Source organism: Haloterrigena salina JCM 13891, assembly GCF_000337495.1.
GTDB lineage: Archaea > Halobacteriota > Halobacteria > Halobacteriales > Natrialbaceae > Haloterrigena > Haloterrigena salina.
Genome location: NZ_AOIS01000060.1, coordinates 66,299 through 81,083 on the forward strand (window position 1 = coordinate 66,299; position 14,785 = coordinate 81,083).

The 14,785-nt window shown below is 67.7% G+C and carries 15 protein-coding genes and 1 pseudogene; 4 read left to right on the top strand and 12 right to left on the bottom strand.

All coding sequences use genetic code 11. From position 1 onward, the window contains the following. Nucleotides 1-348: 348 nt before the first annotated feature. The 5 genes from C477_RS18950 to C477_RS18970 form a co-directional block, all read right to left on the bottom strand. Entirely contained in the window at nt 349-1,404 is a 1,056-nt protein-coding gene (locus C477_RS18950; RefSeq protein WP_008896163.1) for a glycoside hydrolase family 15 protein, read from the bottom strand. Next, a complete protein-coding gene (locus C477_RS18955) occupies nt 1,401-2,123 on the bottom strand; it encodes a class I SAM-dependent methyltransferase (protein ID WP_008896164.1) in 723 nt (240 codons plus the stop codon). Before C477_RS18955 ends, C477_RS18950 begins: the two co-directional genes overlap by 4 nt. 2 nt (nt 2,124-2,125) lie before the next feature. Further along, nucleotides 2,126-3,499, bottom strand: a complete 1,374-nt coding sequence (locus C477_RS18960; protein WP_008896165.1) for a glycosyltransferase family 4 protein — start codon at nt 3,497-3,499, stop codon at nt 2,126-2,128. Between the two features lie 244 nt (nt 3,500-3,743). Beyond that, nucleotides 3,744-4,304 carry an NUDIX hydrolase gene (locus C477_RS18965; RefSeq protein ID WP_008896166.1) on the bottom strand — a complete coding sequence of 187 codons (561 nt, stop codon included), beginning with the start codon at nt 4,302-4,304 and terminating at the stop codon, nt 3,744-3,746. Between the two features lie 79 nt (nt 4,305-4,383). After that, nucleotides 4,384-5,331 (bottom strand): diacylglycerol/lipid kinase family protein, encoded by a 948-nt coding sequence (locus C477_RS18970; RefSeq protein ID WP_008896167.1) that lies wholly within the window; start codon nt 5,329-5,331, stop codon nt 4,384-4,386. Between the two features lie 54 nt (nt 5,332-5,385). Here C477_RS18970 and C477_RS18975 point away from each other — a divergent pair, with 54 nt between their 5' ends. After that, entirely contained in the window at nt 5,386-6,093 is a 708-nt protein-coding gene (locus C477_RS18975) for a PHP-associated domain-containing protein (RefSeq protein WP_008896168.1), read from the top strand. 237 nt (nt 6,094-6,330) lie between these two features. Here C477_RS18975 and C477_RS18980 read toward each other — a convergent pair whose 3' ends face one another. Continuing rightward, nucleotides 6,331-6,744 (bottom strand): Lrp/AsnC family transcriptional regulator, encoded by a 414-nt coding sequence (locus C477_RS18980; RefSeq protein WP_008896169.1) that lies wholly within the window; start codon nt 6,742-6,744, stop codon nt 6,331-6,333. Between the two features lie 102 nt (nt 6,745-6,846). On the opposite strand from C477_RS18980, the gene carA reads away from it, so the two are divergent. Continuing rightward, a complete protein-coding gene (carA, locus tag C477_RS18985) occupies nt 6,847-7,923 on the top strand; it encodes a glutamine-hydrolyzing carbamoyl-phosphate synthase small subunit (protein ID WP_008896170.1) in 1,077 nt (358 codons plus the stop codon). Between the two features lie 191 nt (nt 7,924-8,114). After that, nucleotides 8,115-8,558, top strand: coding sequence for a DUF5518 domain-containing protein (locus tag C477_RS18990; protein WP_008896171.1), 444 nt, complete (start codon nt 8,115-8,117; stop codon nt 8,556-8,558). A gap of 37 nt (nt 8,559-8,595) precedes the next feature. On the opposite strand, the gene C477_RS18995 is transcribed toward C477_RS18990, so the two are convergent. The 5 genes and pseudogenes from C477_RS18995 to C477_RS19015 all read right to left on the bottom strand — a co-directional run bounded on the left by C477_RS18995 (nt 8,596) and on the right by C477_RS19015 (nt 13,055). After that, nucleotides 8,596-8,787: a hypothetical protein gene (locus C477_RS18995; RefSeq protein WP_008896172.1), complete on the bottom strand. Its 192-nt coding sequence runs from the start codon at nt 8,785-8,787 to the stop codon at nt 8,596-8,598. A gap of 98 nt (nt 8,788-8,885) precedes the next feature. After that, nucleotides 8,886-9,857, bottom strand: a complete 972-nt coding sequence (locus tag C477_RS19000) for an ABC transporter substrate-binding protein (RefSeq protein WP_049914679.1) — start codon at nt 9,855-9,857, stop codon at nt 8,886-8,888. A gap of 182 nt (nt 9,858-10,039) precedes the next feature. Next, nucleotides 10,040-11,023, bottom strand: coding sequence for an NAD(P)/FAD-dependent oxidoreductase (locus C477_RS19005; RefSeq protein WP_008896174.1), 984 nt, complete (start codon nt 11,021-11,023; stop codon nt 10,040-10,042). Nucleotides 11,024-11,025: 2 nt separating this feature from the next. After that, nucleotides 11,026-12,213: an ABC transporter substrate-binding protein gene (locus tag C477_RS19010; protein ID WP_008896175.1), complete on the bottom strand. Its 1,188-nt coding sequence runs from the start codon at nt 12,211-12,213 to the stop codon at nt 11,026-11,028. Between the two features lie 87 nt (nt 12,214-12,300). Further along, nucleotides 12,301-13,055, bottom strand: a pseudogene (locus C477_RS19015) (SIMPL domain-containing protein). 130 nt (nt 13,056-13,185) lie between these two features. Between C477_RS19015 and cysK the strand changes: the two are divergent. Further along, complete coding sequence (cysK, locus tag C477_RS19020) at nt 13,186-14,133, top strand: cysteine synthase A (protein WP_008896176.1); 948 nt, start codon at nt 13,186-13,188, stop codon at nt 14,131-14,133. An 8-nt stretch (nt 14,134-14,141) separates the two neighbouring features. Here the strand turns inward: cysK and C477_RS23885 are convergent. After that, the coding region (locus tag C477_RS23885) for a hypothetical protein (RefSeq protein WP_008896177.1) at nt 14,142-14,785 on the bottom strand (644 nt) is incomplete at its 5' end.

The window sequence follows — 14,785 nt, forward strand, 5'->3', positions numbered from 1 at the left end:
ACTCCCCACCTCCTCATCCGCACTCCCTATGGAATCGCACGGAGTTCCCCGTCCGAGGGGAGGGAGTGAGCGAACTCGCCTGAGCGACGAACGGGGGCGTGCTCGGACGACAATCCGTTGAATAACGCGCGCAGCGCTCTTTTCAGTGCGTTCGACGTAGGGAGGCCGTGGTTCGACTCTCGACTATCGTCATCCTCGTCGGGCTCGTACGGTTCACGCCGTTACCGCCGCCGCTGGGAATCGTTCTCGGGGCAAGCCTGGTACTCGCCGGAGTCGCGCTCAGAGTGTTCACGGACAAATGACCCGTCCCGAGCGATCGCTGTCACGTGGCGGGTGTCGCACTCTCCGTCACTCCGGCTGCGGATCGGTGAAGAGATCCGCCGCCGGCGAGAATCCCGAGAGCGCGTCCGCGGCCAGCACCGCGGCCGCGCCGGTCCAGGTCGGCCGTTCGCCCGGCCAGAACGCCTCGTCCTCGAACTGATAACCCGTCCAGAAGATCCCCTCGTCGTCGGTCCACTGGAAGAGCCACTCGTAGATCTCTCGAGCGCGCTCCGTCCGGCCGACCGCGGCCAGCGAGAGCACGAGTTCGCAGGACTCGGCGACGGTTACCCACGGCTCGTCCGAGACGCACCGACAGCCCAACTCTTCCTCGAGGAACCGACCCGCGCCGGCATCGAGACGCTCCCGCGCGGAATCGCCGGTCACGACGCCACAGAGGACCGGGTAGAACCAGTCCATCGCGTACCGCGACTTGCTCTCCCAGGTGCGGTCGAACCGATCGGGTCGGGTTCGGATCGCCTCGCCGAGGTCGGCGCGGGCCTCGAGCCACCGATCCCGTTCCTCGACGCGGCCGAGAACGTCCGCGATCGCCGCGCCGCAGGCGAGGCTCTTGTAGATCGAGGCACAGCCGGCGATCAGCGCGTCCTCGTAGACCTCGCCGTCGGGGTCGACGGTCCAGTAGATCTCGCCGGTCGGGGCCTGGTGGTCGCAGGCGAAGGCGAGCGCGTCGCGGACGGTCGGCCAGAGGGCCTCGAGAAAGTCGCGGTCCTCGGTACAGCAATAGTGGTGCCAGGCGCCGACGGCGACGTAGGCGCTCCGGTGGGTCTCCTTGCGCGGTTCGTCGCCGTCGTGGGCGCCGTCGTCGTCCTCGCTGTCGCCGTAGGTCGCCCACAGCGCCCCGTCGTCGTGTTGGGCCTCGGCCACCCAGCGGTAGGCGCGGCGGGCGGCCTCGTCGCGGCCGGCGATCGACAGCGCCATCGCGCTCTCGACGTGGTCCCAGGGGTCGGCGGGGCCGTCGGGATACCAGAGGATCAGTCCGTCCGCGCGCTGGACGCGCTCGATGTGGTCGACCGCGGGCTCGAGGCCCCAGTCGGCAAGCGACCGGGGCCCGGAGCCGTCGCTCACGCTGGCCCCTCCAGTTCGAAGTAGTAGACGACGCTCTTGCCCACCAGCGGGTCGAGCGCGCGCTCGAGCAGCCGGACCGGTCGGGGCGACTCGAGGACGTCCCACTCGAGGAAGCGATCGTAGGCCCGCAGCGGCAGCGGCGGATCGCCGCGCTGATCGCGGTCCCACCAGAGACACTTCAGCCACCAGTAGGGGGCGTGCAGGGCGTGGGCGAAGTGGTCGTCGACCCGGCGGAAGCCGCGCCGTTCGATCGCGGCCCGCAGCTCATCGCGGTCGAAGATGCGGACGTGGCCGCCCTCGACCTGGTGGTACTCCTCGGACAGCGCCCAGCAGACCCGTTCGGGCCCCTCGCGGGGGACGCTGACCGCGAGCGTTCCTCCCGGCGCACAGACCCGGCGAAGTTCGTCAAGCGCCGCCTCGTAGTCGGGGATGTGTTCCAAGACCTCGGTACAGCAGACGACGTCGAAGGAACCGTCCTCGAAGGGAAGCCGGAGCGCGTCGCCCGCGGCGAACGTGACCGGCACGTCGGTCTCGTCGGCGATGTACTTCGCGTAGTCCTCGCGGGCGGCGGTCAGGCTCTCCCGCCCGATGTCGACGCCGACGACCTCGCGGACGTTCTCGAGGGCGGCGGCGTGGACGTGTCGGCCCTCCCCGCAGCCGACGTCTAAGACGCGCATCCCCGGCGTCAGCGTGAGCCGGTCGAAATCGATCGTCTCCATGGTCAGGTCTCCCGCGTCCGCCGGGCCTCGATCGCGGTTCGGTACGTGCGGACGGTCTCGCGGGCGGCCCGCTCCCAGTCGAACTCCTCGACGATGCGCTCGCGGCCGCGTTCGCCCAGCCGGCGGCGCCGGTCGGCGTCGGCGAGCAACTCGCAGATCGCGTCGGCCATCTCGCCGGCGTCGCCGGGGGCGACGAGGACGCCGGCGTCGCCGACCACCTCGGGCAGGGCGCCGCCGGTGGTGGCGACGACCGGGACGCCACAGGCCATCGCCTCGCCCGCCGGGAGGCCGAACCCCTCGTACAGCGAGGGGACGACGGCGACGTCGGCGGTGCCGTAGAGCTCGATCATCCGGTCGTAGCTGATCTCGCTGTGGGTCTCGACGGCGTCCTCGATGCCCAGCTTCGAGACCAGTCGCTCGCAGTCGCCGCCCTCGTCGAACTCGCCGACGACGACGAGTTCGGCGTCGACGTGCTCGCGAACGTCGGCGAAGGCCTCGAGCAGGTAGCGAGCGCCCTTCAGGGGCACGTCGGCGCTGACGGTCGTCATCACGCGCGGGCGGTCGTGCTCGCGGTCGACGGGTTCGAACAGGTCGGTGTCGATCCCGTTGTGGACGACGCGGAGCGCGTCGGGGTCGGCGCCGAAGTCGGTGACGGTGCGGCGCTTGGCCGCTTCGGAGACGGTCAGGACGTGGGGGAGCTCACGGACGACCTCGCGTTGCATCCGGAGGAACCGGTACCAGCGGCGGATCAGCAGCCGCTCGCCCCAGCCGTCGGCCGCGGCGAGGGCGACGTCGCGGTCGACGGTGATCGGGTGATGAACCGTCGCCACCACGGGGTGGCCCCGTTCGCGTAACGTCTGCAGCCCGTAACACAGCGACTGGTTGTCGTGGATCACGTCGTACTCGGGTCGACGTTTCTCGAAGTAGTCGACGACGCGGCGACCGAAGGCGTAGGGGTCGGGAAAGCCGCCGGTGAGCGCGCTCAGCCACTCGTACATCGCCAGCGGATCGCGCAGATAGGAGGGCTCGAACTGCCCCAGTCGATCGAGTTCGTCGACGACGTTCTCGCCGGGCAACTTCACCAGTCCGACGTCGTCGTCGAGTTCGGGGTAGGGCTTCCCCGAAATCACGTCGACGGAGTGTCCGAGATCGGTCAGCGCTCGGCTCAGGTACTTCACGTAGACGCCCTGGCCGCCGGAGTAGGGGTTCGATCGGTAGCTCAACAGACAGATATCCAGCGGCTCGCCCTCGGGTCGCGCCGAGTCGGGCGACGGCCCCGTCTCCGCCGTCGATCCCGTCGCGGTCGAACTCCCCGCCGACGCGGACGAGGTGGCGACGCTCCCCCGGAGAAGACGCCTGAACGTATCACTGACCATCGCAGTCTATCCTTCATGTGTGGGCACTCACTAATAAACCTCCCGCTAGTGTACTGTTTCTAGACGGTGTCCGTCGCCGAGACGAGAGGGTCACGTCTATCGTTTCTCATCCGAAAAATCGCGGGAGTTGCGTCCTCGAGCCGTCCGAACGGCCGGCGCTCGGCGTTCGGTGACGACGGGGTTCGGGATCGGCCGATTCGGCGGAAGTGTCAGAATGACGGCTATCGGGTCGCGATCGGCGGCGTTACCGGACGTCGCGTCGCATCGCGATCTCGAACCAGGGACAGAGGCGGAGCTGGCGGTACCATTCGGGGTTCGAGTGGAGTCGCTCGTAGGGGACCCACATCAGGCCTGCGACCTCCTCCTCGTCGGGATCGAGGCTCCGGTCGTCCAGTGTCAGCTGCAGGACGGCACAGACCTCGTGTTCGACGCCCGCGTTCTCGAAGTAGCGCTTGTACTCGAAGCGGTCGGTCAGCCGCAGGTCGCCGTACTGGTCGGGGGAGATCCCCAGTTCCTCCTCGAGTCGCTGGCGCGTCGCTTCCTTCTGGCTCTGTCCCTCGACGGGGTGGGAGGCGACGGTTCCGTCCCAGTAGGTTCCCCAGAGGCGCTTGTCGGGGGCTCGCTGGGCCAGCAGAATGTTCCCCTCGCCGTCGAAGACCAGCGACGTAAACGCCCGGTGGCGAATTCCGTCGCCGGTGTGGGCCTCGAGCCGGTTGACGAGCTCGAGTTCGTTGTCGTCGGCGTCGACGGCGATCACGTCCTGTTCGGCGTTCTCGTGGGAAAGGTCGTCCTGTGGCGTACTCATACCCCCACAATCACAGCGGGTCTTGAAACCAGTATCGTCTCGCCGCGGCGGTGCGCACGGTTCAGCCCCGCCGTGCGCGTCAGACGATCCCGCCGTTCGTCGCCTCCTCGTCCGGATCGATCCGGTACTCGCTCCCGACGGCGATCTCGAGCGCGCTCGCGTCGGTCTCGAGGTGAAGCGTCTCGGTCTCGAGCATCTCGCCGTCGAGGCTGTACTCGACGGCGTCGCGCCGGCTCTCGATCTCGAGCGACGGCGTCCGTCGCGTGATGATGCAGTCGCTGTCGCCGTCGAACAGCCCCTTTCGGGCCGCGCCGCCGAGCAGGTTCATCGCCGCGGTGTCCTCGACGATCGTCACCTCGAGCAGGCCGTCCTCGACGTCGGCCTGGGCGGTCCGCGCGCCGGTAAAGCGCCGGCAGTTCCCGATGAGGACGAACAGGGCCTCGCCCTCCCAGGCGTGCGCTCGCTCCCCGTTCGGTCCCGCGGCCGTCTTCACCCGAAGCGGCAGCGAGTCGAACTCGCCGACCGTCTCGATCGTGTTTTTCACGTACGCGAGCACGCCGAGTTCCGCCTTGCTCTCCGAGGACGTCTCGCCGCTCGCCGCGGCGGTGATCCCGCCGACGCAGGAGTTGACGAAGACGCGATCGTTCGCGACGCCGATGTCGATCCGCCGACGGCGGCCGTCCTCGATCACGTCGAACGCGTGCTCGAGTCCTCGGATTCCGATGTTCGAAGCGAAGTTGTTGCCCGTCCCCGCGGGGACGACCCCGACAGTCGTCGACTCGAGGGCGTCCGCCGCTGCGACGCCGTTGGCGACGGCGTTGACCGTCCCGTCCCCGCCGGCCGCGGCGACCAGGTCGGCCTCGGGGGCGGCCTCGCGGGCGAACCGCTTCGCGTCGCCACCCTTCTCGGTCTTTCGAATCTCGAAGCCGTGATCGGCCGCCAGTTCGACGACCTCGTCCACGTGGTCTCCGCTCCCGCTCACCGGGTTGAGAATGAGAACGCGGTCGCTCGCACCGTCGGATCCCATACTACAGGAGATGCCGGCCGCACGCAAAAGGGTCTGCCCGGCGTTTGCCCTTCCATGTACTCCGTTGACCTCCACGCGCACACGAGATTCTTCCACGGTCGTCGTCGCCTCGGCGACCGCTTCGACCCGCTGGGCGTCCGACTGCTCGCTCGGGCCGCCGATCGCCGCGGCCTCGCGGGCGTCGCGACGACCAACCACGACTACTACACGCCGCTGGATCCGCCCGGCGGAGCGCAGACGCTGCCGGGGATCGAGATCACGACCGATCGCGGCCACGTCCTCGTCGTCGGCCCCGATCCGCCGGAAGCGACGAAACCCGGCGCGCTCTCCCCCGAGGAGGCGGTCGCGCTGGCACACGACCGGGGCTGCGCCGCGATCGTCGCCCACCCCTTCCGGAACAGCACGGTGCGGGAACTCGAGGACGTCCCCTTCGATGCGATCGAAGTCAACGGGAAACACCCGCGCTCGCGGCCGCTCGTGGAGCAACTGGCCGAGGAACGCGATCTCCCGCTCGTCGGCGGCAGCGACGCCCACTACCCCTTCGAGGTGGGGCGGGCGTACACGGTCGTCGAGGCCGACGAACTCACGCCCGAATCGGTCGTCGACGCGATCCGCGACGGGCGGGTGAGCGCCCGGGTCTCCGACTCGCTACTGGACCGACTGCTGCGCCGGGGCTATCGGACGATCCACCGCCGGAAACACGTGATCGACGCGATCGAGCGACCGACGCCGGGCGTCGGGACGCCGCCGGGAGAGGGCTGATCCACCTCGAGGCGTTACCGTGACGAAGAGACTCGAGAAGAGAAGGAGCGTCCTGCTACCCTGGCAACGGGGAGTGGCCACGCCCTCCCCAGCCGATTCGCTCGCTCCTTCCAGTCGCTTACTCATCCCTCGCGCGACGTCGCCGATCGGCCCTCGCGTTCGCTCCGGCCGATCGACAGCGCGCGCCATCGCGGTGAATCCCTGTGTCAGAGCGTCCGATGGCGGAGATTCCCTGACCTAGCCGAGTTCCTCGTCCAGGATGAGCCGCGTCTTCGTGCTCACGACTTCCTCCTGATCGCGGGCCTTCGTGATGAGATCGTTGACCCCACGCGTGTCCGCGGCGTCGACGACGAGCACGACGTCCTGCTCGCCGGAGACCATCCAGACGAAGTCCACTTCGTCCCACTCGGCGATGCGCTCGGAGACGGCCTTCGTGTCGACGTCGACCGCGACGCTGAGCTCGATCATCGCCTGGACGTTGCCCGTCCGGGTCGAAATGGTGAAGCGTTCGATGACGTCCTCGTCGATCATCCGTTCGACGCGGTTGCGGACGGTTCCCTCGCTCGTCCCGACCTCGTCGGCGATTTCGGTGTAGGGCGTGCGGCCGTCTCGCCGAAGCTGATCGAGGATCTGTCGGTCCAGGTCGTCCATGGAGATGCGTGACTACGCGTGACCTGCACTTACCGATTACGAAAATCGTAACTGAGCTTCGAAGACAACACTTATGATGGTCCATCCGATACGTAGATCGTAATGACGGAAGCCTACGTCGCACTAGAAGACGGCCGCGTACTCGAGGGACGTGGTCGCGCTCCGGGTACGGCTCGCGGGGAACTCGTTTTCACGACAGCGTATACGGGATACGAAGAGAGTCTGACCGACCCCTCCTACGAGGAGCAGGTCCTGACCTTCTCGTACCCGCTGATCGGTAACTACGGCGTCCGCGAGGAGCGGTTCGAGGACGACCGCGTCCACCCCCGCGCCGCGCTCGCAAAGGAGTTCACCGAGGACGTCGCCGAGTGGCTCGAGAGCGAGGGCGTCCCCGCGGTCGACCACCTCGACACGCGAGAGGTCGTCACCACGATCCGCGACGGCGGCGCCATGAAGTGCGGCATCGCCGTCGGTGAGGACGTCACCGAGGAAGACGCCAAGGAGCAACTCGAGGCCTGCAAGGCGATGAGCGACCACACCGAGATCGGCGAACAGGTCAGCGTCGACGAGGCCGAGGTCTACGGCGCCGACAACGACGGCCAGACCGTCGCGCTGGTCGACTGCGGCGCGAAGGGCTCGATCGTCGACTCGCTGCTGGCCCGCGACGCCGAGGTCCACGTGCTCCCCCACGACGCCAGCGTCGCCGACGTCGAGGCCGTCGACCCCGACGTTCTCTTCATCTCGAACGGCCCCGGCGACCCGGTCAACTTCGAGCAGGCGATTCACCTCGTCGAGGAGTTCGTCGAGGACACGCCCGTCGCCGGCATCTGTCTCGGCCAGCAGATCGTCGCCGAGGCGCTTGGCGGCACGACCGAGAAGATGGACTTCGGTCACCGCGGCGTCAACCAGCCCGTCCTCGACCTCGAGTCCGGCCAGGTCGTCATGACCACCCAGAACCACGGCTACACGGTCGCCGAACCCGGTGAACACCTCGAGGTCACGCAGATCAACGTCAACGACGACACACCGGAGGGCATCGACGGCATCGAGTACGATGTCATCACCCGCCAGTACCACCCCGAAGCCAACCCCGGCCCGGAGGACACCCTCGACTTCTTCGACGACGTCCTCGCGATGGCCGACTCGCGATCGGAGCAGGCCGTCCCCGCCGACGACTGATCGGCGACCGCGAGTGAACCGCGGCTTTCGGCTGCTATCATTTACCGTTCGTCGCTTGATCTGATCTCCCCGTAGCGACTGGACCGCCGCGACCGCGACGCGAGTCGGAACTGCATCGCCGGTCGATCACGGGACAGGCCGTTCGTATTCTATTTACAATATTTATAGTGTCGGCAACACTATCGATACGTATGACCCGTGATCGCAGTCGCCGATCCCTGCTAGCCGACGACAGCTGGCGGTACGCGATCGTCGGCGGTCTCGCCTCGCTCCCGTTCACGACGGTCACCTACTGGCAGACGGGAAGCGAAATCGGCCTCTTGCCGGTAGTGTTCGGCGGACTCGTCGCCGGCTACCTGTACGAAGGACCGTCGGCCGTCCGCTCTCGAGTCGGCTTTCGGGCCGGTCTCATCGGTCTGTTGCCGGCGCTGTGGATGCTGGTCGATATACTGTGGTTCGTCCACGTCGAACTCGGCGGACCGGTGGTGTCGCGGGTACTTCAGACGGTCCTCGCAATCGTGGCCGTCGTCACTATGTTCGTCTTCGCCGGCCTGGCGGCAATGATCGGGTCGCGAATCGGGGACTGGCTGAGCGAGAAAGTCGGACGCTACCGGCCGCCGGTCGTCGCTCGGTGAGGACTCGCCGTGAACAGTCAGTCGGAGCGACGATTCGCTATTCCGATCGCTCGAGTTTTGCCGCCCGCTCGCGGATACGCTCGAGCGCCTGCGCGAGCCGTCGCTGGCCCCGTTCGTCTCGCCGTGTCGCGGTCTCGTCATTGATATTGGAGTCGTCGCGTTCGGCGACGTCGGACTCGGCGCGATGTCGGATTTCGTTCGCGTCGCGGTCGTTGGGCGCCGTCGCCACGAAGAGATCGATCCACGGCTCGAGGTCGGCCCGCTCCGCGTCTCGATTCCGGAGGTACCACCGCCAGTAGCCGACGTACCGACGCTGATGGCCGCGGTTCAGAACTCGCCGGTAACGATCTCCGCGACTCGTTCGCGGTCGAACAGCGTCGCGTCGTCGAACGCGTCGGGATAGATGTCCGTCGCGGCGCGTTCGGTGTGGTAGAAGTTGATGATCGGCCCCTGATCGAGGTAGCCGGCGTTGTAGACGGCATCGTCCTTGACTGCTTGGACCTTGCTGGCGGCCGAATCGTCCTGCAACGGCTCGACGACCGCTTCTCGGAACTCCGATTCGGAGTCCCCGCCGTGGTTGCGAACCAGCAGTACCTCGGGATCGATCTCGAGGAGGGTCTCCAGATCGACCGTACTTCGATCACCGTATCTGTAGTGTCCCACGTCGGTCGTCGCGAGCGCGTCGGTCAGTCCGAGATCCCGCCACTGCTTGGTGCTGATCCCGCCGTCGTCGAATCGGAAGGGGTAGAACTCGTCTCCGGACTCGGCCGGATAGACGAGCATCGCGGTCGGTCGCTGGTCGTCCGGCGGTAATCGCTCGTCTATCGTCTCGAGCATCGTTTCGTGAAGATCGACGAGCGCATCGTAGCGGTCTCGCGCCTGGAACACCTCGGCCATCAGTTCGAGGGCCTCGTAGAGCTCGTAGTAGCGGTAGTCGTGCCACTCGTCACTGTGGCGGCGAATGAAGTTGCCGAAGAAGGGGCCGACGTCGGTTCTGACTTGATCGACGTCGTCGCGATCCCAGTCGTACCAGTGTGTCAGTATGTGTGGATCGATGAAATGGGCGTCGGCGTCCATCTCGTAAAACAGCTCCGTGTCGACGCCGCCTTCGGTCAGTTCCGCGACCTCGTCCTCGTCGAACTCGATGCCGGGCAGTTCGTCGTAGACCTCGGTCCCGAACCGGTCGTGGTTCTGAATCCCGAGCGTCTGCCCGCCGCCGAGCGCGAACGCCATATCCGCGTAACTGGGCAACAGCGCCGTCCACCGCTCGGGCACTCCCTCGAATTCGACCTCGCCCATCGGCTCCATCGAAACCGTGTACGTCTCGCCGCTCGAGTCGTCCATTGCGTCGCCGGTGATACAGCCCGCGAGGAGCGCGCCGCCGGTGGCAGCCCCCGCGCCGATGAACTTCCGTCGCGTCGTTTCAGACGATCTCATCACACCCGATATTTTTAGGTCTACCTAAAAATTGTACCGATTGATCAGTCGTCGACCAGGTCGGCGTCCGACCGCGCGTTGCCGCCCTCGAGTGCTGCCGCCCGCTCGCGGATCGCCTCGTCGTCGACGGCCTCAAGCAGCACCTCGTCGTCGAGCGCTTCCGCGAGCCGTCGCTGGCCGCGCTCGGTTCGCCGAGCCGCGGTTTCGGCCTCGAGATAGCTCTCGTCGCGCTCGGCCGCGTAGGACTCTGCGAGGCGCCGAACGTCCCCGGTGTCGCGGTCCTCGGGGGCGGTCTCGTCGAAGAGTTCGACCCAGCGCTCGGGGTCGGCCCACTCCTCGTCTCGGTTCTCTGTGTACCGGCGCCAGTCGTACTGCCGTGCGAATCGGTCCCAGTACCCCTCCTCGCGGCGCAGGTCCCGGAGCAGCGTCCGGGCCACTGTCGCGCCGTGGCCGGCCGCGATAATCGCCTGATCGCCGCTTCCAGCCAACGGGCCGGCGACGTAGAGTCCCGCGACCGGCGTCCGGCCGTCGTCGTCCGGATACGCGCGGTCGAACCGTTCGACGCCCCCGTCAGCGCCCTCCTCGGTGACGAACAGCGCCTCGTCGTCGTCCAGTCCGCGGAGGTACGACCCGTCGTACTTCGTCGCCGCGATCACGAACCGCGCCGTCACGGGGTCGCCGCCCTGGGGCTCGAGTCGGAACCCCTCGCCGTCCGCTGCGTCCTCGGTTTCGCCGTTCCCCGCGAGTGCGACGACGGAGTCCACGAGTTCCTCGCGGATTCGACACCCCGCTTCCCTGGCGTGAGTCTGGGCTAACTCGAGGAACCGCTCGGCGTCGATCCCGCAGGGGAAGCCGAGGTAGTTCTCGAGGCAGGCACACCGACGCAGCGAGGAGGAGCCGCGGTCGAAGACGACCGTCTCGAGACCGTACCGCGCGGCGAAGACGCCGGCCGAACAGCCGGCGGGGCCGCCGCCGACGACGGCGACGTCGACGTCGAATCTGGCGTCGGTATCGGCTCCGTCCGCCATCGTTACTCCGCGGCGCCGTCGGTGATGATCCCCGCGACGCGGTCGCGGTCGAACAGCCGTTCGTCGTCCGGAATCTCGGGGTACGACTGCCCGGATTCGTGCCCCGGCCACTCGCCGAACCGGTCGGGATAGAGCTGCTTGGCCGTCATCTCGAGTTGGAAGAGGTTCATGATCGGTCCCTGGTAGCGCATCCCGCTGGCGACGACGCGGTCGTTCTGGACGGCCGTCAGCTCGCTTCCCGCGGAGTGGCCCTCGAGCCGTTCGCGGACGTCTTCGATGGCGTACCGTGGCGTGATTCCCCAGAGGTGGAGGATGACGTCCGGATCGGCCTCGAGCATCGTCTCGTAGTCGACCTCGCCCCAGTCGCCCGACCACTCCACGTCGCCGAGCGCGTCGTGGGCCCCGAGCGGCCGCGTCTCGGCCTGCCAGAAGCCGTCCGTGTTGCTATGGTAGGAGTAGAAGATGTCCTGTCCGTCCGGCCCCAGCGTGACCCTCGCGACCGTCGGCCGCTCGTCTTCGGGCGGCAGGTTCGACTCGATCTGCGACCGCGTCTCGTCGTAGACTTCCTTCAGCGCCTCGTAGCGCTCCCGTTCCTGAAAGACCTCGGCGACCCGCTCGAACAGTTCCCAGAGCGTGTAGTACTCGTAGCTGTCGGCGTAGGCATCCGCGGGCTCGCTGTGGACCCCGCTGTGGAAGTTGCCGAACCAGGGACCGACCTGCTCGGCGACGTCGTCGATCCGGGATTCGGACCAGTCGTCCTCGGTCGTCAGGACGTACGACGGGTCCAGGAAGTGGACGTCGCTGTCGTACTCGTAGAAGTCCTCCTCGACGACCCCGTCCTCGAGCGGGTGGGGCAGCGACTCGCCGTCGAAGGAAACGCCCTCGAGCCGGTCGTAGAACATCGACATCGTCGACCCCGACATCTCGGGCGCGAACAGCGTGTTCACCGCGTCGCCGTGGCCCAGCGCGACCGCCATGTCCGCGTAGTGGGCGAACGTGACGAACGCGTCCTGGGGGACGGCGTCGAACTCGACGTCTCCCATCGGCGCCATCGACACCGTGTAGGAGTTGCCGTCCTCCGAGTCCGAGCTGTCACCGGTGATACAGCCGGCCATCGCCGCGCTCCCGGCGGCGATTCCCGTCGCCACGACCTCCCGCCGACTTCGCTCGAGTTCCCGTATCGATCCCATACACTTTAGGCTGGCCTAACAATCCAAAAGTCGTTCGGTTTTTGGCCGGCCGAAACCGTTGCGGCGGCACCGCTCGGTCACCCGTAATTACTCGACGAACGCGTACGTGACCGTCACGCTGGCGCTCACGCTGACGGGATCGGTCTCGATCTCCGTCGGCGGCGCCGCCTCCGCCGCCGCGTCACCGCTCGCGAGATGCCCTTCGACCGGCCGAACTCGAACATCGCTGGTCGTGACGGCCGTCGTTCCCTCGAGGTCGACGTTCCGGTTGTCGGCGACGTGGGCCGCCTCCTCGTCAGCGGTAGCGAGCGCGGCGTCGATCGCGTCCCGTCGCAGCGTCGCTCGCGTCTCCGCCTGCAGCGCGAAGTTCACGCGTCCGACGTCGTCGGCGCCGGCCTCGATCGCTGCATCGATGACCTCGCCGACGCGGTCGACGTCGGTGATCGTCACCTCGAACGAGTGTGCCCCCTCGAACCCCTCGGCATCCCGCTCGCGTTCCGGATGGACCCGGTATTGGGCTTCCTCGACGTCCTCCGGCGGGATTCCGAGAGCGGCGAACGTTCCGCGAAGTTCATCGGCCCCGTCGCCAGTTCGTCGGTCACGGCGTCGGCGCTCTCGCCGCTTGCCTGTACGCCCACGGTCACGACCGCCCGGTCGGGTTCCGCCTCGACGTCGCCGCTGGCAGTGACCGTGATCTCGCCGCGGTCCGCGCGCTCGCGCTCGCCGCTGGCCGATTCGGTCGGCGCTTCGCCGTCGGTATCGCTGCGCACGTCTCCGACACAACCTGCTATCGCCGCCGCGAGCCCGACGGTCGAGCCCGCGAGGAACTGTCGTCGATTCATAGCCGACGGACGACGGGTGGCGGAAAAAAGCCCCACCCGCGCTCGACCGACCCGCCGAACCGCGAGCGCCCGCACGACCCGAACCGATTCGGGACAACTGGTAGTGGGGTCGTCCCGCGTGTCTGAACTAATGGCACCAGCAGTCGACTCCGCGGCCGAGACCGAGATCGACGCCGCAGAGACCGTCGACGAACTGATCGGACGAACGCCGCTGTTGCGCCTGGACGTGTTCGCCGACAACTGTTTCGGAAAGCTCGAGGCGCACAACCCCTATTCGGTCAAGGACCGGATCGCGCGGGAGATCGTCGACGCCGCCGAGCGAGCGGGCGCGCTCGAGCCTGGCGACACCGTCGTCGAATCGACCAGCGGTAACACCGGAATCGGGCTGGCCGCGGTCTGTGCCGCTCGCGGCTACGACTGCGTGCTGACGATGCCGTCCTCGATGTCGACCGAGCGCCGTCAGCTCCTGGCGGCGTTGGGCGCCGACCTCGAGTTGACGCCCGCCGAGGACGGAATGGGCGGCGCGAACGACCGCGCCGAGGAACTCGTCGCCGAGCGCGAGGACGCGATCATGGCCCGGCAGTTCGAGAACGAGGCCAACCCGGCGGCCCACCGGGAGACGACCGGTCCCGAAATCTGGGAGGCCACCGACGGCGCGGTCGACGCGGTCGTCGCGGGCGTCGGCACCGGCGGGACGATCACCGGCGTCTCGGAGTACATCAAGGAAGAACAGGGGAAGACCGACCTCACGTCGGTCGCCGTCGAACCCGCCGAGTCGCCGACGCTTTCGGAACTCAGCTCCGACGGCCACGACATTCAGGGGATCGGCCCCGGCTTCGTCCCCGACATCCTGCGGACCGACCTGATCGACGAAACCCGCGCCGTCGAGGGGGACGCGGCGAAGGAGGCGTCCCGAAAGCTGGGTCGCACCGAGGGGGTACTGGTCGGCATCTCCGCGGGCGCAGCGCTGTCGGCCGCGGCCGACTACGCGTCTGAGAACCCCGACGAACTGGTCGTGGTCGTCCTCCCTGACACCGGGGAACGGTACCTCTCGACGGATCTGTACGCGGACGAGTGAGCGGAGACTCAGGAGTCGACGAGATCGCCGTCCTCGTTCCACTCGCAGGTGGCGACCTGGGCGTACCCCTGGGCCACCTGTAGGTCGTCGAGGCCGACGTCGACGAACGCCTGAAAGCGTCCCTCGTCGACCGTCCAGGTCTCGGCGACTCGCTCCGAACGCGCCGGGATCTCGATCGCGGCGCGATAGCTCCCGAACCGGTAGTCCGGGCCGTCGAGCGTGGCTGACTCGTTCGCCGAGACGGTGACCGTTCGCCCGAGCAGCGGCTCCTCCTCGTATTCGACCCGGACCTCGAGCGTCACCGCTTCGTCGGTCCCGTTCTCGATCCGCACAGGATCAGCCGGCGGCGCGGTCTCCTCGAGTCGCAGCCGGGTCACGTCGTCGCCGTCGCGTTCAACTACGGCCGCGTAGTAGCGGTCGCACCACCGAAGATACGACTCGTCGACGTCGACCGTCTCCGCGAGGACCAGTTCGTCCTCGGTCTCGTAGCTGCCGTTCTCGAGGGCGTCGGTTACCGCCGCTTCCGCGGGATCGGGGAGCGAACTGACGCGGACGATCGTGTTCGGACACGTCTCGTATTCGATGTCTCTCTCACGGGCGAACGCGCCGAGACAGCCGGTGAGACCGAACGCAGCGGCGCTGGCGGTCGCGA

Coding starts and splice junctions, on each gene's coding strand:
- C477_RS19005 (WP_008896174.1), bottom strand. CDS start 11,023: ATGGCGGACGGAGCCGATACCGACGCCAGATTCGACGTCGACGTCGCC.
- cysK (WP_008896176.1), top strand. CDS start 13,186: ATGGCACCAGCAGTCGACTCCGCGGCCGAGACCGAGATCGACGCCGCA.
- C477_RS18965 (WP_008896166.1), bottom strand. CDS start 4,304: ATGAGTACGCCACAGGACGACCTTTCCCACGAGAACGCCGAACAGGAC.
- C477_RS19010 (WP_008896175.1), bottom strand. CDS start 12,213: ATGGGATCGATACGGGAACTCGAGCGAAGTCGGCGGGAGGTCGTGGCG.
- C477_RS19000 (WP_049914679.1), bottom strand. CDS start 9,857: ATGGGCGAGGTCGAATTCGAGGGAGTGCCCGAGCGGTGGACGGCGCTG.
- C477_RS18990 (WP_008896171.1), top strand. CDS start 8,115: ATGACCCGTGATCGCAGTCGCCGATCCCTGCTAGCCGACGACAGCTGG.
- carA (WP_008896170.1), top strand. CDS start 6,847: ATGACGGAAGCCTACGTCGCACTAGAAGACGGCCGCGTACTCGAGGGA.
- C477_RS18955 (WP_008896164.1), bottom strand. CDS start 2,123: ATGGAGACGATCGATTTCGACCGGCTCACGCTGACGCCGGGGATGCGC.
- C477_RS18980 (WP_008896169.1), bottom strand. CDS start 6,744: ATGGACGACCTGGACCGACAGATCCTCGATCAGCTTCGGCGAGACGGC.
- C477_RS18960 (WP_008896165.1), bottom strand. CDS start 3,499: ATGGTCAGTGATACGTTCAGGCGTCTTCTCCGGGGGAGCGTCGCCACC.
- C477_RS18975 (WP_008896168.1), top strand. CDS start 5,386: ATGTACTCCGTTGACCTCCACGCGCACACGAGATTCTTCCACGGTCGT.
- C477_RS18970 (WP_008896167.1), bottom strand. CDS start 5,331: ATGGGATCCGACGGTGCGAGCGACCGCGTTCTCATTCTCAACCCGGTG.